Below are 19691 nucleotides of genomic sequence, written 5' to 3' on the forward strand. Positions count from 1 at the left end.
GCTATGCTCCTATACACTGATTGGAAGGTAATGATCGCTAAGCAACACGATGAACAGCGCCATCAGATGCACAATAGAGAACTTAAACAAACCGAAGGCGTGTTTGGGATTGTCCTGATACTTAAGCTGCCAAGCCTTGTAGATAAACATCCCCGACAACACGCTTGAGCCAACCAAATAGAGGTTGCCGCTCATACCTACCAAAACCGGCAGCAAACACACGACGCCCAATAGTAGGGAGTACAAGAACACCGCGGTTTTGGTAAAGCTAATGCCGTGGGTTACCGGCAGCATGGGTACGCCCACTTTGGCGTAATCGTCACGACGGTGGATCGCCAGCGCCCAAAAATGGGGCGGCGTCCAAACAAAGATGATCATCACTAGCAACCAAGCATGGCCATGCCACTCGTTGGTCACCGCGGTCCAACCTAGCAGCGGCGGCATCGCACCGGCCAAACCACCAATAACAATGTTTTGCGGGGTCGCGCGTTTTAAGTAACTGGTGTAGATAACCGCGTAGCCAACCAAGCTAGCGGCGGTTAACCAGGCGGTCAGTGGATTGACCAAAGCGTACAGCATGATAAAGCCTGCCCCGGTTAATAGGCAGGCAAACACTACAGCTTTACCCACGGTCACCTTGCCCTCAGGCAATGGGCGCTTGTGAGTACGCGCCATAATCGCGTCGATGCGACGGTCAATTACGTGGTTGAATGCGGCCGCGGCACCGGACATGGCGCCAATACCCACTAAGCCAAATACCAGCTTATCCAGCGGCACAGCTCCTGGCACAGCTAGGCACATGCCAACGACTACCGTTAGTAGCATTAAGGCCACCACCTTGGGCTTGGTCATTTCTAAGTAATCCCGCCAAGGTAGGCTGAATGTCATGCTTGGCGCTACAGCGCTAGATTGCAGAGTTTTAGCCATGAGGCCTCCTTGCTTAGGCTTTACGCCAACTGAGATAGTTAATCAGAACCAATGAGAGCAGCAGTAACGCCGCTCCGCCGTTGTGAGCCACCGCAACCGCTAGCGGTAGTTGCCATACGATGTTGCTAACACCCAGACCAAATTGAACCACAAGCAGAGCTAGCATCAGCCAGGCTGCCTGACGTACTAGCGGATTTTGGCAGGCACGCAGCATGCGCCAACCCAACAGCAGTAACACCAGACTGACCACCACAGCACCAACGCGATGACTGATGTGTACTGTCATGCGCGCGCTGTAATCCATCACCCCAAACTCGTAACTGTCGTGCTCGCCGGATGGCAGTGAAAAGGCCTCAGCGAAATTTAAACGCTCGCGCCAATTGCCCTCACACATGGGGAGCTCGGTACAGGCAGTAGCGGCGTAGTTAGCCGAAGTCCAGCCGCCGAGCATGATTTGTCCTACCAAGAGCACCAAGGCCAGGCTTGCCAGAGGTGCTAGTGCTTTTAGGGCAGGCTCTTGTAGGCTGCTCTCGCTCATTTGGCGGCGCAGCCACCACAAGAACAGCAAGCTAAATACGGTAAACCCGCCCAGTAAGTGCGCCATTACCACTTGCGGCAACAGCTTCATGGTGACTGTCCAAGCGCCTAAAGCCCCTTGAAAGCACACCAAGGCAAAAAGAGTCGTGGCGAGTTTGGACTGGGTTTTGTGGCCCAGTTTCTTTTGGCGCAGTGAGTGCACCATTAACAACAAAATGGTCAAACCCAGCCCCGAGGCGATATAGCGGTGGATCATCTCGAGCCAGCCTTTGTATGCTTCCACCGGGCGCTCGGGAAACGCCGCTTCAGCCGCTTGCACATGCTCAGCCTGAGTGGGCACGGTGACAAAACCATAGCAACCGGGCCAATCCGGGCAGCCCAAACCCGCGTCTTCCAATCGAGTAAAGGCCCCCATTAGAATTACGCAGATCGCCAGGCCTAAAGAGAACACTAAACCGCGATTAATACTCATAGCCCTAGCCCACCTTGCTCATTTTTAGGAGCTTTTTGACATCCAAAAAGCGCTCGCGCGAATTGCGAGCTTGCTCGCTTTTAAGCCCTTGCTGGTCATAACTCAGCACCCAGTTACCAAGAGGATCGACAATCGCGCTATCACCCAAGCCAATCGGCATTTGCGCGGGATGTTCGGCCAAGATAAAGCCTGAATCGCGCAAGGTCTGGCGGGTCTGTGGCGCCATCGCACTTGGCACCAACACCACAGGCTCTACGCGCTCGTTTAAGCGTCCCAAAGCGGTAATTGAGTTGGCCAACAAGGTGAGATCGGCCTGACACACTTGTAGGCACTGCTCGGGGTGGGCGTAGACCAACTGCCATTTGCCTGGGCTTGGATTTTCCAACGCCATGTCTTGGTAGCTCTGAGCTTCAATCAATTGACCGTGATTGGTGACACCGCCTTGATACCACTCTTGGCTCAAAAACAGCTTGGCCACGCCCACGGGCAACAAAAAGGCCAATACAATCAATAAAAAGGTCTTTTGGTGAGGTTGGATGCTCATGCTAACTCCTTGTGGGCAAACCATTGGCGGTAACCAAAAATAGACGCCACAACTGCGAGCACGCTTGCCATGGTAAACCACTGAATGGCATAACCTTTGTGCTTTTGGGGCGGCATCACTTGGGCTTGATAATTTGGGGTGAGACTCAGCGCTTCGATTTCTTTTAGCTGAACCAAATAGGGTGATAGTTCCAATTCCGACTGGGCGGCAATGGCGTCGATTTGCAGCGCTTGAATGCGCTTGGGCCAACCTGCTTCGGCAGCGAGTTCAGCGTTAAAACGATTGCTGTGGGGGCGGTACAAACGGCCTTGAATATGTTGCTCGACGCTAAGGGTTGGAAGCTCGGGAAGCGTACGACGAGCTTTATCCCCCTCAACAAAGCCAAGATCTAACAGCACCCCTTGGCGATAGCCAACGTCCAATAGCGCCAACCAGCGATAGCCGACCTTGCCGTCATACACTTGGTTGTCCAACAACCAGTAGGATTGATTTTGAAGACGACCACTCAAGCGCACCGAATAGCCTTGCCAATCGCCTTGTTGCCACAGCTTGGTGGCGTCTAAGGGCTCGGCCTGCTGCGCGGCTTGTAAGCGTTCAAGGTTTTGAGTTGCCGCTTCAAAGCGAGACAGCTGCCAAAATCCCAGCTTGACCATCAGCCCAAACAAGGACAGAGTAAATCCAACAAACATCCATAAGCGGATGCTTTTAAAAGGATTTTGAATGCTGGTATTCAAACTACTCATTATTGGCTTACTACTCGTCATTGTTTTCAGTCTTGGGCAAGCGCTATTTGCAATGCTCAAGGGAAACCGCAACCACTCCATGACGCGCCATTTGGGACGGCGGGTGGCCTTTTCGGCCGTGGTTATATTGTTATTGTTATTGGCCATGGCGCTGGGCTTAGTTCAGCCCAACCCACGGCCATATTAGCCTTGCTTTAAAGCACGTACACGAACACGAATAGACACAACCAGACCACGTCAACGAAGTGCCAGTACCAACTGCCCGCTTCAAAGGCGAACTGATTTTCTTTGTCGAAGTGCCCTTTGAGCACTCTGAAGAACAGGATAATCAGAATGATGGTGCCCAGAGTCACGTGCAGACCGTGAAACCCGGTGAGCAAGAAGAAAGTGTTGCCATACACGCCAGAGGCCAGTGTCAGTCCCATTTCGCGGTAGGCGTATACATACTCTTCGGCCTGCAAGGCCAAGAACACAATACCCAGCAAAATAGTGATACCTAACCAAGCGGTAAGGACTCCGCGTTTCCCCTTATCCAGCGCGGTATGCGCCACGTGCAGAGTGATGGAGGACACCACCAGAATAATGGTGTTGTATAGCGGTAAACCCTGCCACGGCATGGCTTCAGTGGTGGTACCATCCGGCGTTTTCAGCAAAGGCCACATTGCCTCAAAGCCCGGCCACAGCACCTCGTTGGTCATGGCGTTGTTACTCGCCCCACCCAACCAAGGCACAGCGATCATTCGCGCATAGAACAGAGCGCCAAAGAAGGCGGCGAAGAACATCACCTCAGAGAAGATGAACCAGCTCATACCCTGTCGGAACGAGCGGTCCATTTGCGCCGAGTACATGCCACCCATCGACTCGTCGATGACGTTTCTAAACCAACCCACCAACATAAAGATAATAGTGGCGATACCGGCCAGCAGAATGTAGCCGCCAAAGCCTTCGCCAGTGCCAAGATTTTGCACATAGCTACCGGCTCCAAAAGCGATTAGGAACAAACCCACAGCGCCAACAATTGGCCAAGGGCTTTGCTCGGGTACGTAATAGACTTGTGTTTTTTCAGTCATAGTGAGCTCCATTTGCCACTTGCGCGGTCAACTGATCACTGATGTTGTAAAGGGTATAAGACAGAGTCAGGGTTTCGATGTCTTTTGGCAGTTGCGGGTCGACAAAGAACACCAAGGGCAAATCGGCAGTGCCGCCCGCCGCCAGTTGTTGCTGGTTAAAGCAAAAACACTCGGTCTTATTGAGATATAGAGCGGCGGTACCTGGGCTGACCGACGGAATGGCCTGCCCTAGAGTGATATCACCGCTTTGGCTGGTGACTTCAAAAGCCACCTGCTTTAGCTCGCCTGGATGCACTGTCATGCGCTTCACCTTGGGCGCAAAGTCCCAAGGCATGCCCGGTGATACGTGAGCAATAAACTCAACGTTCACCAGACGCGAGGTGTCTACCTCGCCCGCTTGATAGACCGCTGCTTCAGTACTGGTTTTGCCGTTGATGCCAGTCCATTCGCAAAACACTTCGTAAAGCGGTACTAGCGCAAATCCAAAACCAAACATGCCAAGGGCCACCAGCAATAGGCTGACGGTCAATTTTTTGTGTTTGGTTTGGGTGAGCTCAGTCATCTACTTCACCTGCGGAGGCGTGGTAAAGCTGTGGTACGGCGCTGGACTTGGCAGAGTCCACTCAAGACCCTCAGCACCTTCCCAAGGTTTACTTGGGGCTTTCTCACCGCCGCGAATACACTTGATCACCACCGCCAAGAAAATGAGCTGCGAAAGACCAAAGGCAAAACCACCGATCGACACGATTTGGTTAATATCGGCAAATTGCAGCGCATAATCAGGAATACGACGGGGCATGCCCGCCAGTCCCAAAAAGTGCATTGGGAAGAAGAGCACGTTGACCGAAATCAGCGAGCACCAAAAGTGCCACTTAGCCAAACCTTCGTCGTACATGTTGCCGGTCCATTTCGGCAGCCAGTAATAGGCGGCGGCCATAATCGAGAAGATAGCCCCGGTTACCAGTACATAGTGGAAATGCGCCACCACAAAGTAGGTGTCGTGGTACTGGAAGTCCACTGGCGTAATCGCCAGCATCAAGCCAGAGAAACCACCGATTGTGAACAGTATGATGAAGGCCAGTGAGAACATCATAGGCACTTCAAAGGTCATCGAACCACGCCACATAGTAGCTACCCAGTTAAACACCTTCACGCCGGTCGGAACTGCAATCAACATGGTGCAATACATGAAGAAGAGCTCCGCCGCCACCGGCATCCCGGTGGTAAACATATGGTGCGCCCAAACTAGGAAGGACAAAATCGCGATACTGGCGGTGGCGTAAACCATGGAGGCATAGCCAAACAATGGCTTACGGGCGAACGCCGGTACAATCGCTGAGATAATGCCGAAGCTCGGCAGAATCATGATGTACACCTCTGGGTGTCCAAAGAACCAGAAAATATGCTGGAACAACACAGGATCACCACCACCAGCGGCATCAAAGAAGCTAGTGCCGAAGTACTTATCGGTTAGCACCATGGTGACCACGCCCGCCAGTACTGGCATCACTGCGATCAACAAGAAGGCAGTAATCAACCAAGTCCACACAAACAGAGGCAACTTCATCCAGGTCATACCCGGAGCACGCATGTTCACAATGGTCACAATCACGTTGATGGCACCCATGATTGAACTGATACCCATGATGTGCACAGCAAACACAAATAAAGCGGTGCTATCTGGGCTGTAGGTAGTCGATAGAGGTGCGTAGAAAGTCCAACCAAAGTTTGGACCGCCGCCTTCCATGAACAAGGACGATAACAGAATGGCGAATGCGAATGGCAGAATCCAAAACGACCAGTTATTCATTCGCGGTAGCGCCATATCTGGCGCACCAATCATCATAGGGATCAGCCAGTTAGCCAAACCGGTAAAGGCCGGCATTACTGCACCGAACACCATGATAAGACCGTGAACCGTGGTCATTTGGTTAAAGAAGTTTGGTTCCACCAGCTGCAGGCCTGGCTCAAATAGCTCGGCGCGAATGACCATGGCCATCGCTCCACCTACCAAAAACATGATGAAACTGAACCACAAGTACAAAGTACCAATGTCTTTGTGGTTGGTTGTTAGTACCCAACGCATCAGCCCTTTCGCCGGGCCGTGGTGGGCGTCGTGATGATCACCGTGCGCCTCGGCTACGGTTTGATCATGAGTCGCTGTACTCATAATTACGCTCCTTATTGCCCGGCCTTAATGGCCTGAATTTCAGCAGGTTGCACCAACTCGCCAGAGTCATTACCCCAAGCATTACGCTCGTAAGTGACAACAGCAGCGGCATCGGTGTCGGATAACATGGCGCCAAAGGCCATCATGCCGGTGCCGGCTTTGCCGTTTAGCACAATGTCGATGTGGTCCTTGATATCGCCCTTGATAAGCGGGCTACCCACTAGGGACGGGAACGCAGGCGGCATACCTTGACCGTTAGGCTGGTGACAAGCAACACATTGGCTCATGTATACCTGTTCACCTTTGGCCATCAGAGCTTCCATGGTCATGTCTTCTAGCGCTTCTTGAGCTTGCTCGGTTGCTTCGGCGACCGCTGCTCCAGCTGTGGCCACTGCCGCTTCACTAGCGTCAACCACAGCATCTGCTGCTTGCTCGACGGCTTCAGTTGCAGCTTCGACCGCTTGCGCAGGCGCTGAACCACCGCCGCTAAAGGTCGCAACGTCTGAAGCCTGAATCAAATCGCCTGTGTCATTCCCCCAAGCGTTTCGCTCGTAGGTCACCACCGCTGCAATCTCTTTGGCACTGATTTGACCGGCAAAGGCCTGCATCGCGGTACCTTCCTGACCATTAACCACGATGTCGATGTGATTAGAGATGTCGCCTAGGATGTATGGCGATTTGAGTAGACTTGGGAATACCCCTTGAAGACCTGCACCATTAGGTTGGTGACAAGCGGCACAGCGAGCGATATACACTTGCTCACCCAAAGCCATGGACTCTTCCATGCTCAAAGACTGAGTCAGCGCCGCTTGTGCTTCGGCTTCTGCGGCTGCTGCCGCTTGCTGCTGCTCGCCCACCCAAACATCAAAGTCGTCTTGGCTAACCGCGTGCACCACGATTGGCATATACCCGTGGTCTTTACCACACAGCTCTGCACACTGACCGCGATACACGCCAGGGTCATCAACCACTGTCCAGGCTTCGTTAATAAAGCCTGGGTTGGCGTCCTTTTTAACCGCAAACGCCGGTACCCACCAAGAATGAATAACGTCATCTGAGGTCATCAAGAAGCGGACTTTCTTACCGGTTGGGATAACCAAAGGCTTATCCACTTCCAATAAGTAGTGTTCACCTTTTGCCTCAGCACCCTTGATTTGCTCTTGAGTGGTGGCCAGAAGGCTGAAGAATTCAATGTCTTGGTCAAAGTATTTGTAGTGCCATTTCCACTGGGAACCAGTCACTTGAATGGTGATATCCGAGTTGGAAGGATCTTCCATGGCAATTAGGGTTTTGGTGGCTGGGATGGCCATACCGACCAAGATCAAAAAAGGCACTATAGTCCAAATCACTTCGACCTTAGTGCTTTCATGGAACTTAGCGGCTACCGCCCCTTTGGATTTTCGGTGGGCCCACATTGAGTAGAACATGGCCCCAAATACGATGACACCGATCGCACAACAGATGTAGAAAATGGTCATGTGCAGGTCGTAGACCTGTTGACTGATTTCAGTTGCACCTGGTGTTAGGTTCAATGGCGATTCAGCAGCCATTGTTGACGGTACGCATAACAACGCCGCCAACCAACACAAGATTCGCGTCACAAGCTGACTCCTTTCATTTAGTGCCGAAGCACAAAATAGGCAAATTTACCGCTAAAGGATTCAAGAATGCATCGTGTCTATAACACGGACCTCGCACCTACTGCTGAATGTATTTTTATTGGTGTTTCACTTTTAACCTAACACGAATGTGATCTGAATCAAGTTTTAAAAGGAAGGAAAATGCAGCAGCAGGAGGAGAGCCCTGCCACCGCCAGGCATTTCTGAATTAATGCAGAGATTGTGATGAATTACTTTTAGAATGAGAGACTTGCGAAATGGCATTGGATGCAGGTAAGTGACCACTCGCATACTCGGGTTGCATCAAGTAAGCCACGGCTTGTGCATTTGCTGCCGCCAGTTGCAAGCGACGGCTGTCACGCTGGTCCAAACCATTTACCCAGCCAACTACCGCACTACAAGTGCCCGAGGTCAGCGCTTTTTCGATGGCCCACAGAGCATCGATGTCGTCTTTGGGGTGCACCAGTAAAACCTTGTCGATGGCCACGCCAGCTTCGATGAGCATTTGTTTGTACTGCCATGTGGGCGGCGCCACCATTACCAACCACTGACCGGCGCGGCTCAGTTGAGCCAGCTTAGACGCGATTTCGGCAAATTCGTCGGCACCCTGATCTTTAACTTGCACATGATTGACAACAGGACCTTGGTTGGCGCTATTCGAGTTCGACTTCCACATTCCAGGGTGACGCGGGGCATTACCTAAAAGCTTCTTCATAACCATTCTCCATTGCGAATAACACCCACGGCCAATCCTTCGATAGCGAAGTTCTGACAAGTCAGGTCTACCTTAATTGGGCTCAGTTCATCGTTTTCCGGATGCAACAACACAGTGCTGCCTTGACGCTCAAATCGTTTCACTGTGACATCTTCGTCGACGCGGGCGACAACCACTTGGCCATTGTTGGCGGTTTGCATCTTGTGCACCGCCAGCAAGTCACCGTCGAGAATGCCTATGTTTTTCATACTGTCGCCGCTAACTCGCAGCAGAAAGTCTGCGCTTGGTCGGAACATAGACGGGTCAACTTGATAGTGATTTTCGACGTGCTCTTGCGCCAGAATTGGCTCACCAGCGGCCACTCGACCAATCAGGGGTAGGCCTTGCTCGTCGTTGGCGCTGTCGTCGTGACACAGGCGAATACCGCGAGAAGTACCAGGCATAATCTCGATGAAACCCTTTTTGGCTAACGCCTTTAAATGCTCCTCTGCGGCGTTGGCACTGCGAAAGCCCAAAGTCTTAGCAATTTCGGCGCGTGTTGGTGGCATGCCAGTATCCTGAATAGCGACTTTGATCAACTCTAGGATCTCAGCTTGGCGTGGGGTTAAGGGTCTCATGTGTTACCTGTCTATTTGTACAGTGTTATGTACAGTAGTATATACAGTAATCAATTGTGGTCAACCCTTAATCAAAATGTGGGCTCAAATCTGTCTGTGCCCGTGGTGAAGTTATTGATTTTCGTCACCACTTTGCTTTAACAAAGTGGTCAGCATCAACTTGTGAGTGGTATAAAAGACCCGGATATGGGCCGCTGATGCATATACAGTTTTTTCATTAACGTCTGCAAAAGCAGTCTAGGATGCTTTAAATCAAGTCTATAACTAGCAAAGGGAAATTGATGAACATCGAACAAGGAACGTCTAACGACCTAACTTCTAAAGAAGCTGCACTCAATAACGACAGTAAAAACTTCGGCATAATCTCGTATGTGTTTATGATTCTTGGATTGTTTACACTTTTTCTGGGGATCATAGGGGTCATTCTAGCCTATGTTAAACGAGGCTCAGACTCCTGCTCTGTGATGAATAGTCACTACGACAACATCATTGGCGTATTCTGGAAGGGTTTGATTCTAGCTATTGCTGCTTTCATTGGGATACTAATAGGCACAGGCTTTGGCGCCACAGGCAATTGGTTCGGCTTAGTGATCGCTTTTGTCGGCTACTTGCTTCTCTTTGCGGTCTGGATTTGGGAAATCTATCGTATGGTTAAAGGTGTCGTGAAGCTATCGGAAGGTGCTCATTACCCTTTTTAGTTCTAGTTTAGACAGCTCTTCAGTCAAAAAAACTACAAAGACTAAGGCAATATTTAATCCAAAAACAAGGAAGAAAAACAATGAATTGGTATATACACGTTCTAAAGAACTACGCGGTATTCTCGGGAAGAGCAAGAAGAACAGAATATTGGATGTTCACACTCATCAGTTTTTTGATCTCTATTGCTTTAGGCGTGATTGATGGAATGACTGGCGCTGGTGAGTCTGCAGGGCTACTAGGCTCCTTGTATGGCCTTGCTGTGCTAATCCCATCAATTGCAGTGACAGTGAGAAGGCTTCACGACACTGGAAGAAGTGGTTGGTGGTGTCTGATAGTTTTGATTCCAATATTAGGGTGGATTGCACTCCTTGTCTTCTGCGTATTGGATAGCAATTCAGACGAAAACGAATATGGGGCAAATCCTAAACTAGCCACCGCTTAAAGGCGCCTTTGCGCCCAAAGTCAAAGGAGCTCAATAGAGCTCCTTTTTAAGATGTTTACGAGCCAGCTCATAAAAAATTCCTCATTCACCCCCCTCGTTGTGCGCACTCTCAAGTAAAGAAAACCCGGGGCCACTTCTTGGTTTACAGCGACGCGTCCATCCTTACTCTGAACTCTACTCGCTAACAATACTTCCGCACAACCAAGGCCTAGGCAAGCAAACTTCAGAGGAACGAGTAATGAAAAAAGTCACAACAGCAGCACTTATGATCTTTATCCTTAGTGCTTGCGGAGGCGAAGAAGCCGTTACAGAGAATTGGGTAGAAGTCTCCCCTAATAATTGGAAACTAGGTCCCCTCAATGAGACTGTTTTGCCCCAAAACCCTGCCCTCAGTCCATACCAAGAAATGCAAGGCAACTCGTTCAACCATTATGGGTACTCGACTGACCAAAGACACCTCTACAACCACTACAGGTACACAGAGTCACTGGATCAGCAGACTCGAACCCGTACCTACATGATTGAACAGCTTCCCTTTGGGCTAAGATATGTATCGACTTTTACCTCTGATTTGGCGCCAACGATTCACTCTGTCGAAGCTCAGGAAGATGGTTATCTTTCGGTACGCGATCATCGAGACTCAACGATTTTAGAGTGCAATCCACCAGAGCGAACCTTCAATCATACTGAATGTGTTCATGCGGGCAGCCAACTGCACATTATTACAGACATAACCCACCGTCCCGCTCCTCCTTCTATGGTCGAAAAGCCCGACCCGCTCAAGGGCACAGACTTGGCCAACGGTGAGCACACGATTAGGTTGTTAAACTATTATCTAGGAGAGCTAGGAATCGAGTGGCTTTAGACTTCACGACTGTGTATGAGGCGTGCCATAAAGGCACGCCTTATACTTTTAGCTGGCCTAGTGCACGAGCTTCTCTCGCAAGCATCAAACTCGAACAAAACTACCCACTCCGGCAAAATATCTGATCCAGATCACTGGTAAAAATAGCAATTCCTAATATACTTTCCACACTAGACCGACCGTCGGTCGGTTCTCACAATGTGGAAACAATGAGTCGCACCATAAAGCCAGCAGACGAGCGCCGTAGAGAGCTATTAAACGCCGCCCGCCACCTGTTTTTCGACAGGGGATACGACAATACCTCGATCAACGACATCCTCAATGTTGTTGGCTTGTCTAAGGGTGCTTTTTACCATCACTTTAGCTCTAAAAACGCCTTGCTCGATGGCTTAGTCGACCACGAAGTTGCCGATTTATATCAGGCCACGAAAGCAGCCTGTCTGCAGCCCGGACTAACCGCACTACAGCGATGGCAACGACTGTTCGAACGTTCGGCTCAATGGGAGCTTGCCAACAAGACAAACTGGATTGTTCTGCTCACCAGCCTATATCGCGACGAAAACCTGCGGTATCGCCTCAAGCTCACGCAGGCCGCTCAACTAACCACAGCCAACTTGTTCAGCCAAGTAATTACCCAAGGCGTTGATGAAGGCAGTTTTTCCGTAACCGACCCTAAGGCTTGTGCAACCATTCTGGTGTCGGCACACCAAGCCCTATCGGATCGCATCGCCGAGCTGTTACTCAGTCAACAAAACCCAGCCGCACTCGATCAGATTCACCAACTTTGCCAAGCCACACAGGAGCTCAGCGAAAGAGCCCTTGGCGCTCCTAAAGGCAGCTTACCCATTGTTGACCGCGCCACCTTAGCGGCTTGGTTTCAATCACAGGAGTCACCATGCGCAGACTAATTTCAGCCCTCGTGCTGACCATTTTGGCACTACCCGTATTGGCTCAGGATGCCAGCGAAATCGTGCGCCAATCGGATGCGCAAATGCGCGGTGCCAGCTCTGGCTACACTGAGGCCACCATGAAAATCACTCGCCCCGAGTGGACCCGCTCGATGAGTATGAAAAGCTGGAACAAGGGACTCGATCTATCTCTGGTGCTGATCACCGCGCCCGCCAAAGACAAGGGCAGCGCCTCGCTTAAACGAAAAAAAGAAATGTGGAATTGGATACCCGGCATCGAGCGAGTCATCAAGATCGCCCCATCCATGCTAGGTCAAAGCTGGATGGGCTCAGATTTCACCAATGACGATCTGATTAATCAATCGTCGATTGTGGTGGATTACCAACACTCTTTAGTCGAAGAGGTTGAGTTCGACGGGGACGCGACTTGGGTCATCGATGCCGTGGCAAACCCCGATGCGCCTGTCGTGTGGAGTAAGGTGCGCTTGTGGATCTCAAAATCCACCTATATTCAGCGAAAAATTGAGTACTACGATGAGTTCGATGAGCTTGTGAACACCATGTCCACTTACGACATTCAAGACCTGGGCGGCCGCCAAATGGCAACAAGGATGGAGATGATACCGGCGGACAAACCTAACCAAAAGACTGAGCTAATTACTCATCAAGCCCAGTTCGACTTCGAAATTGACGATAACTTTTTCTCCCAATCGCAAATGAAAGCGCTTCGAGATTAGGACAGCAACCATGTTAACCAAACTTGCTTGGCGCAATCTGTGGCGGCAAAAGAGAAGGACCTTACTCACAGCGTCCGCTTTGGCTCTGGCCTTGGTGCTGTCTTTGTTTGTTCGCAGCTTGCAAGAAGGCACCTACGCCAGCTATATCGACAACGCCGCGCGTTTTTACTCGGGCCTGATTCAACTGCAACACCCAGAATTTGGTGACAGCCAAAGCATCGATGACTTAATGCCAGGCGACGAAGCGTTTATCGCAGTCGCCCAAAACCACCCCAACATCTCCAATGTGCTGCCTCGCATCGAATCCTTTGCACTTGCGGCGGCCGGTGACAAGTCCAAAGGCGCTATGGTTTTGGGTGTGGAGCCACAATTGGAAAACCAGTACTCGGGCATTGCCGACAAAGTTATCGATGGTCGCTATCTCGATGGCGGCGAGAACCAAGTATTGCTCGGCGAGAGTCTTGCACGATTTTTTGAGATAGAGGTGGGTGATGAAATCGTGCTTTACGGTCAAGGTTATCGCGGCCAAACCGCCGCTGGCCTGTACAAAGTGCAAGGCATATTGCGCTTCCCCATGCCTCAGCTAGACAGTATGTTGATATACATGCCGCTAGCGCAGGCCCAAGCCCTATACAGTACGGAAAACCAAGTCACCAACTGGCTACTTCACACCAAAGACCTAACACAACTAGCGCAAACCCACAGTGAGTTACAAAGCGCCTACCCAAATACTAACGTGCGCGATTGGCAAGACTTATCCCCCGAGATGGCACAGCAAATCAGCCTAGATAAGGTGACCGGTGTTTTCATGATCTACCTGCTTTACGGCGTGGTGGGATTTGGCCTATTCGCCACTTTATTAATGATGACTTTAGAGAGGCAACGGGAGTTTAGCGTGATGCTCGCCACCGGCATGCTGCGTACCCGCCTGCTCAAGCTCATCGGTATTGAATCTCTATTTATCGCGGGTCTTGGGGTGTTGATTGGTCTAGCTGTCGCCTCGCCAATTTTGGCTTACTTCTACTTCAACCCAATCACAATGACGGGTGAGAACGCAGAAATGATGCTGGAGATGGGATTCAAACCCGTACTGCCTATGCAGTTGTCGGCGGACCTGTTTATCAACCAAGTAATAATAGTGCTGGTGTTACTGGCGCTTTGTCTCATTTACCCCATGTGGCGGGCATATCGCCTCAACTTGGTATCAGGACTAAAAGGAGGCTCCGATGCTAATTAAATTGGGTTGGCGCAACCTTTGGCGCAATAAACTGCGCACCGGCATTATGCTCGCCGCCATGGTGTTTGGCCTAGTCAGCGTAATTGGCGTCATGGGCTTTATCAACGGCATGATTGATTCCATGGTCAACAACGCCATCGCTTGGCAGACCAGCCATATTCAAGTGCACAACAAGCGCTACATCGACAATCCTCAAATCAAGGACACGCTCGTTAATAGCGAGGAGTTACTCAAGGCCATTCAGACCCACCCTGAGGTGACCGATTACGCTGCGCGTTTTTTGGCGGACGGCATGGTGGCCTCAGCCCGCAGTACTCGAGGGGTGCGCATCAATGGTATCGAGCTGGCTCAGGAAGCCCGCGTCACCCCCTTAGCGACACACATTATCGACGGTCAATGGCTTGACGAGTCGGGACGCAACCCTGCGCTAGTGTCGCAAAAAACCGCTCAGCGCCTGCGCTTAAAAGTCGGCTCCAAAGTGGTGCTTACCTTTAGCGACCTGCAAGGCGAGGTGGCAGGTGCCGCCTTTCGAGTCAAAGGCATATTCAAAACCCCGTCCAGCGCCTTTGACGACGGCAACCTATTCGTACGCAAAGCCGACCTGCAGGCGCTCGCGGGCATGCGCGGCATCCACGAAATCGCGATTCTCACCGCAAAAGACGCAGATCTTGCCAAGGTAAGCGCTGAACTGCAGCAAGCCACTCAAGCGGAAAATCAGGTGAGAACTTGGCGCGAGGTGCAGCCTTTACTCGCCAGCTTGCTGTCCCAAATGGGGGTGAGCAACGGCATCATGCTGGGGGTGTTTGTACTGGCGTTAGCCTTTGGCATAGTCAACATCATGTTGATGTCGGTGTTCGAGCGCACTCGAGAATTTGGCGTGCTAATGGCCGTTGGCATGCAAAAACACAAAATTCGCAATCTGATTATCTTTGAAACCGCCCTACTTGGGTTTACCGGCAGCGCACTTGGCATCATAGGAGCCATCCTGCTCATCAGCCTGCTGCAGCACACCGGACTACCCCTTGGCGCTCTGGCAGAAGGCCTTGGTGGCTTTGGCATCGACACCACTGTGTACCCACGCGTAGGAGTGGGCAATTATCTGGCCACTCTAGTGACTGTAGTGGGTGCGAGCATGCTGGCGGCGCTTTATCCCGCCCGCCAAATTTTGAAGCGTCGCCCGGTGGACGCCATGGCAGACAAACACTAGTGCCACTGGCACCGAGTAAAAGACAAAAGGCTAACTATGACGATTCAACTAAAGCAGCTGAACAAAACCTATAACCCGGACTCAGAGTTTCCCGTACGCGCGGTAAAAGATTTAGACCTCAGCATAGAGCAAGGCGAGTTTGTGGCGGTGATGGGACCGTCAGGCTCGGGCAAGACCACTCTTTTGAATATGATTGGCGGTATTGACCGCCCCACCAGTGGTCAGGTGCTAATTGACGATACAGACCTCGGCCAATTGGACGAGAAAACCCTGATTGGTTTTCGCCGCGATCACATCGGTTTTATCTTCCAAGATTACAGTTTGCTGCCAGTGCTCACAGCCTTAGAAAACGTCGAGTTTGTGATGCAATTGCAGGGGCATAGCGAGGCCGAGTGTCGCCAACGCGCCAAAGCCCTGCTCAAAAAGGTGGGATTAGAGCAACAGATGCACAAGGTGCCCAGTAAGCTTTCCGGCGGGCAACAACAAAGGGTAGCGGTGGCACGAGCGCTCGCCCCGCAACCCCGCTTTGTGATGGCCGATGAACCCACCGCCAATCTAGATGCCAAAAGCACACATGAACTTTTGGATATCATGGAGCAGCTCAACCAAAGCGAAGGCACTACCTTTATCTTCTCGACCCATGACCCTCGAGTCATCAAGCGCGCCCATAGAGTCATAGTGTTTGAAGATGGCCAACTCACTCAGGACCAAGGTCAATGCCAAACCGCTTAGGCCTTTGGCTTGTCTGCCTTCTTTGGCTGGCGCCTGGATTGGCCTTAGCCAACATTCCGGGTTTAAAGCCGCAGAAAAAGTACGACCTAAACGGCTATGTGAAGTACATGGGTAGCGGAGCCAATCCCGAGAATGGCTCCCACCCTATCGATCACCTAGTCCACAACCGCTTTAATTTCGAGTACCGCTTTAACGACAACCTGCGCTTCAATGCTGGCATGCGCAACCGCTTATTGTGGGGCTCAAGCACCGGTATCCCCGGTTACGGTGAACTGATTAAGTTAGACCCGGGCTACTTAGATTTATCCTACAACTGGCTGGATAACGGTGATGCGGTAGGCAATACCCAATTCGACCGGCTCTACTTTAATTGGGAGAAAAGTGACTGGCAGCTACGTGGCGGGCGCTTTCGCATCAATTGGGGAATGACCCAATTATGGAACCCCAACGATATCTTCAACTCCTACTCGATTTACGACTTTGACTACGAAGAGCGCGCCGGAACTGACGCGGTAATGGTCAGTCGCAAGCTCGGCTACGCCAGTGGTTATGACCTGGTGGTCAACCCGGCTAAAGACTCCGAACTCAATAGCTACGCTGGCCGTTATCTTTGGAATACCAGAGGTTGGGACATACAGGTTATCGGCGGTAAGTCTGGGCTAGATCACGTGATTGGCGGCGGCTTTGCCGGTGATATCAAAGGCGCAGGACTTAGGGGCGAATTCACCTATTTTGACCCCACTCGAGACAGCTGGCGAGGCGAAACACTTGAAGCCACGACCGTGGCCAGCGTAGAAACCGATTACAGCTTTGGCGGACGGCGCAACTGGGTTGGTCGACTTGCCGTTTTGCACATATCCAACCCCATGGACCCCGGCAGCGCCTTGGCGTTTTTAAACCTACCGTTGACCGCGCGCACGCTAAGCTTTACCCAATGGACCGGTTACACCGATATCGGCTTTGATATAAATCCACTCAGCCGCCTCACTTTTTCGTGCTCCAGCTACGACGACGGCTCGTATTTTGTGGGTGCTAACGCCAGCTATTCACTGACTCAAGACATACAGCTACTCGGTGTGCTGCAGCGATTTGACGGCTCCCCCAACAGCCTTTTTGGTAAGAGCGCCAATACCTTAGTCTTCGCACAGCTGAAATGGAGTTTTTAGCACAGCGAAATTTCCTCACAATTCCCGCCTACAGCCCTTTAAAAACGCGTGAATTCGCGAGCGAAGTTTGTCGATTGGCATACACTTAAGGTTCGGTTGTAACTCTTTGGCAAACCCGCTCGACACTCTCTCGTTTGCCCTAGTCCAATAAGGGAGCGCTCATGCCCTTTCAAAGATTCACTGCCGGTTTGACCGGTGCACTCATCTTGCCCGTGTTGCTATGCGGCGCGGCCTTAGCCTGCGAAAATCAAGCTGACCCTGCTCAAGCCAATTCGCTCAAACTGACGCACTTAGGTGATGCCTTTCCTGACTTCAACATCACAGACTATAGCGAATTCTTTCCGGGTCCTTTGGGCACCGGCACCCGCCTCAGCGGAAACAACAGCTATATTGGCTTTCCCAAGTGGAGTAGCTCGAGCAATGTGCGAGTGCAAGTCTGGTTTGGCGATCTCGATAAGCGTGAAGATCAGCGCTTTCCATGGACCCACATCGTCGGCTCTAGCGAGGGCGATCAAACCATTCGAGTGGACCGCAACTCGGTGCAGGTGCAATTTGGCAGCCAGTTCCCCGGAATCTACGACGCCTTTGATTTCGAAGAAACTCGCTTTATGTACATGGAGATTTGCCGAGGACAGCTGTCAATTACCGACGGTATTCGGTTGGGGGTGCTCACTCATACTGCGATTTCTCCTGAGCGATTGAGTTACGACAGAGCCTACACTCGCGAAAACAACTTCTACAAAGGGGTGGTGCAAGCCTTTGCTCTGCAAGACATCGGCAACGAGGCTAATAGCGTCCATTACCGCGCCATTGGTTACGAAAAACTGCTACCAGATACCAAAACGCAATTTGAGCTGGTCAATGTTAAGCACGTCCTAAAAGCGACGCCGATTAATCCACCGACCAATCCAGGTCAGCCACCCGACCCGGGCACACCCATCACGCCGCCAAACCCAGGAGGCCCTGGAGTACCGCCTAATCCGGGCGAGCCGGATAAGCCTATAACACCACCAACGGTGCCAATTGATCCTCCGAATCAGGACAAGCTCGATTTGTCTAGTTCGGCGATCAAGACACAGGCCGACTGGGACGCCGCCTTTTTGGCCTTGTACAAGGACCGTCGGCCGGTGATGAACATTACAGTGGGCGATGATACAGGGCGGTTTGCCTGGGAAGCACCTGTGTGGATCAAGGCTTACATCACCATGGCAGAGGCCTTTGGCGACGGTAAGTACATCGAATGGGCGGTGGAATTAGTGGATCACTTGTTCAACTACACCGACGAAAAACGAGTGGAACGCGGAGAGATAAAACTCGACCCTGACGGCTATTGGCAGGCACCTAAGTTCTACATGAACAACTACGGTACACCTGTGCCCGGTTGGCGACACTACAACCCTAAAAATGGCAAGAAGTGGCGGGTACAAGCCTTGCAAGATGGGCGGATTCTATCTGGCGTGATGGCGTTGGTGAACTTTATCAAACGTCATCAAATTCAGGAGCTAATGCCGAAAGCCGACGAGTATCTGGCCAAAGCTCAGCGCATCGTCGACAGCCATGACACATCCTATAGTCAAACCAAGCAAGCGGATGTGGTGGGTTCTTACTATTACCCCAACACCAATGACCAAATCGGTGACAATGGCTTGTTTAGTCGACCCATTCCGTTCAATCACAACCTCAGCCAAGCTTTTGTGCAGATGTACATTGAGAAATGGACCAATGGCGCCAGTGGCTACCAAACTCGAGTGAATCAACTCACCACTTTCTTTACGGACAAGCTTGAAGACCAGAACGACGGCACCTGCATATGGCGCTATCAGCACCACTCGCAAAACCCAAATACCAAATTCGAGGACTTAAACCACGGCGATATCGACATAGAGTTTATTAACGCCGCCGATCGCGAAGGTTACTTTAATAACGAAGCTGTGATGAACTGCCTAACCAAGAACTTTTCTGAACGCATGAAGAAAAGCGCCGATCAGTACGCCAACTTGGTAGACGGCAGCGGCATTGCCTCCGGCGCCCATCAAATTAACACCGGATGGCATTGGGTCGGACTCACCAAGTATGACCCGCAAGTAAAACGGGACGTACTGGCCACCATTAATCGCCACTCACCAACACCCACTTGGTACGGCACCTATTTGGCCTGGGCCAATATGCTCAAGCTGGCGCAATAGGTTATTGCTCGCTGCAAAGCCCACCATTTTTCCGGTGGGCTTTTTGATCCGCACCCAAAAACAACACAGCGACTTGGTCGGAAATTTGCTATCCTGTG

General features: G+C 51.4%; 21 protein-coding genes. 11 read left to right on the plus strand and 10 right to left on the minus strand.

Annotation, left to right across the window (positions count from 1 at the left end; all coding sequences use genetic code 11):
• Positions 1-9 precede the first annotated feature (9 nt).
• From cyoE to CLC93_RS13555, 4 genes are read right to left on the minus strand one after another with little or no spacing between them, the layout of a single operon-like run.
• Entirely contained in the window at positions 10-927 is a 918-nt protein-coding gene (gene cyoE / locus CLC93_RS13540) for a heme o synthase (RefSeq protein WP_095506514.1), read from the minus strand.
• 13 nt (positions 928-940) lie between these two features.
• Positions 941-1936 carry a COX15/CtaA family protein gene (locus CLC93_RS13545; protein ID WP_095506515.1) on the minus strand — a complete coding sequence of 332 codons (996 nt, stop codon included), beginning with the start codon at positions 1934-1936 and terminating at the stop codon, positions 941-943.
• Between the two features lie 4 nt (positions 1937-1940).
• Positions 1941-2480 (minus strand): hypothetical protein, encoded by a 540-nt coding sequence (locus CLC93_RS13550; RefSeq protein ID WP_095506516.1) that lies wholly within the window; start codon positions 2478-2480, stop codon positions 1941-1943.
• Positions 2477-3223, minus strand: coding sequence for an SURF1 family protein (locus CLC93_RS13555; protein ID WP_245837166.1), 747 nt, complete (start codon positions 3221-3223; stop codon positions 2477-2479). The genes CLC93_RS13550 and CLC93_RS13555 overlap by 4 nt, the downstream gene beginning before the upstream one ends.
• On the opposite strand from CLC93_RS13555, the gene CLC93_RS13560 reads away from it, so the two are divergent.
• Complete coding sequence (locus CLC93_RS13560) at positions 3201-3410, plus strand: DUF2909 family protein (RefSeq protein WP_095506518.1); 210 nt, start codon at positions 3201-3203, stop codon at positions 3408-3410. The genes CLC93_RS13555 and CLC93_RS13560 overlap by 23 nt on opposite strands.
• Before the next feature lie 7 nt (positions 3411-3417).
• Here the strand turns inward: CLC93_RS13560 and CLC93_RS13565 are convergent, their stop codons facing one another.
• From CLC93_RS13565 to lexA, 6 genes are all read right to left on the minus strand, one after another.
• Positions 3418-4293, minus strand: a complete 876-nt coding sequence (locus CLC93_RS13565; RefSeq protein WP_095506519.1) for a cytochrome c oxidase subunit 3 — start codon at positions 4291-4293, stop codon at positions 3418-3420.
• On the minus strand, positions 4286-4855 hold the full coding sequence (locus CLC93_RS13570) for a cytochrome c oxidase assembly protein (protein WP_095506520.1): 570 nt from the start codon (positions 4853-4855) through the stop codon (positions 4286-4288). Before CLC93_RS13570 ends, CLC93_RS13565 begins: the two co-directional genes overlap by 8 nt.
• Positions 4856-6463, minus strand: coding sequence for a cytochrome c oxidase subunit I (gene ctaD / locus CLC93_RS13575; protein WP_095506521.1), 1608 nt, complete (start codon positions 6461-6463; stop codon positions 4856-4858).
• A gap of 11 nt (positions 6464-6474) precedes the next feature.
• Positions 6475-8064: a cytochrome c oxidase subunit II gene (coxB, locus tag CLC93_RS13580; RefSeq protein ID WP_425439855.1), complete on the minus strand. Its 1590-nt coding sequence runs from the start codon at positions 8062-8064 to the stop codon at positions 6475-6477.
• Between the two features lie 226 nt (positions 8065-8290).
• Complete coding sequence (locus CLC93_RS13585; RefSeq protein ID WP_169903026.1) at positions 8291-8797, minus strand: SulA-like leucine-rich domain-containing protein; 507 nt, start codon at positions 8795-8797, stop codon at positions 8291-8293.
• A complete protein-coding gene (gene lexA, locus CLC93_RS13590) occupies positions 8794-9414 on the minus strand; it encodes a transcriptional repressor LexA (protein WP_095506524.1) in 621 nt (206 codons plus the stop codon). Before lexA ends, CLC93_RS13585 begins: the two co-directional genes overlap by 4 nt.
• Positions 9415-9695: 281 nt before the next feature.
• On the opposite strand from lexA, the gene CLC93_RS13595 reads away from it, so the two are divergent.
• The 10 genes from CLC93_RS13595 (at position 9696) to CLC93_RS13640 (ending at position 19593) form a co-directional block, all read left to right on the plus strand.
• Positions 9696-10112: a DUF4870 family protein gene (locus CLC93_RS13595; RefSeq protein ID WP_095506525.1), complete on the plus strand. Its 417-nt coding sequence runs from the start codon at positions 9696-9698 to the stop codon at positions 10110-10112.
• 80 nt (positions 10113-10192) lie between these two features.
• Positions 10193-10555 (plus strand): DUF805 domain-containing protein, encoded by a 363-nt coding sequence (locus tag CLC93_RS13600; protein WP_095506526.1) that lies wholly within the window; start codon positions 10193-10195, stop codon positions 10553-10555.
• A gap of 238 nt (positions 10556-10793) precedes the next feature.
• Positions 10794-11420, plus strand: coding sequence for a hypothetical protein (locus tag CLC93_RS13605; RefSeq protein ID WP_095506527.1), 627 nt, complete (start codon positions 10794-10796; stop codon positions 11418-11420).
• A gap of 209 nt (positions 11421-11629) precedes the next feature.
• Positions 11630-12328, plus strand: coding sequence for a TetR/AcrR family transcriptional regulator (locus CLC93_RS13610; protein ID WP_095506528.1), 699 nt, complete (start codon positions 11630-11632; stop codon positions 12326-12328).
• On the plus strand, positions 12316-13065 hold the full coding sequence (locus CLC93_RS13615; RefSeq protein WP_095506529.1) for an outer membrane lipoprotein-sorting protein: 750 nt from the start codon (positions 12316-12318) through the stop codon (positions 13063-13065). Before CLC93_RS13610 ends, CLC93_RS13615 begins: the two co-directional genes overlap by 13 nt.
• A gap of 10 nt (positions 13066-13075) precedes the next feature.
• Positions 13076-14302 (plus strand): ABC transporter permease, encoded by a 1227-nt coding sequence (locus CLC93_RS13620; protein ID WP_095506530.1) that lies wholly within the window; start codon positions 13076-13078, stop codon positions 14300-14302.
• Positions 14292-15509: an ABC transporter permease gene (locus tag CLC93_RS13625; RefSeq protein WP_095506531.1), complete on the plus strand. Its 1218-nt coding sequence runs from the start codon at positions 14292-14294 to the stop codon at positions 15507-15509. Before CLC93_RS13620 ends, CLC93_RS13625 begins: the two co-directional genes overlap by 11 nt.
• A gap of 36 nt (positions 15510-15545) precedes the next feature.
• A complete protein-coding gene (locus CLC93_RS13630) occupies positions 15546-16241 on the plus strand; it encodes an ABC transporter ATP-binding protein (RefSeq protein WP_095506532.1) in 696 nt (231 codons plus the stop codon).
• Positions 16226-17407, plus strand: a complete 1182-nt coding sequence (locus tag CLC93_RS13635; RefSeq protein ID WP_095506533.1) for a hypothetical protein — start codon at positions 16226-16228, stop codon at positions 17405-17407. The genes CLC93_RS13630 and CLC93_RS13635 overlap by 16 nt, the downstream gene beginning before the upstream one ends.
• Positions 17408-17568: 161 nt before the next feature.
• Positions 17569-19593, plus strand: a complete 2025-nt coding sequence (locus tag CLC93_RS13640) for a hypothetical protein (protein ID WP_095506534.1) — start codon at positions 17569-17571, stop codon at positions 19591-19593.
• Positions 19594-19691: the final 98 nt, after the last annotated feature.

Source organism: Paraferrimonas sedimenticola (assembly GCF_002282855.1).
GTDB lineage: Bacteria > Pseudomonadota > Gammaproteobacteria > Enterobacterales > Shewanellaceae > Paraferrimonas > Paraferrimonas sedimenticola.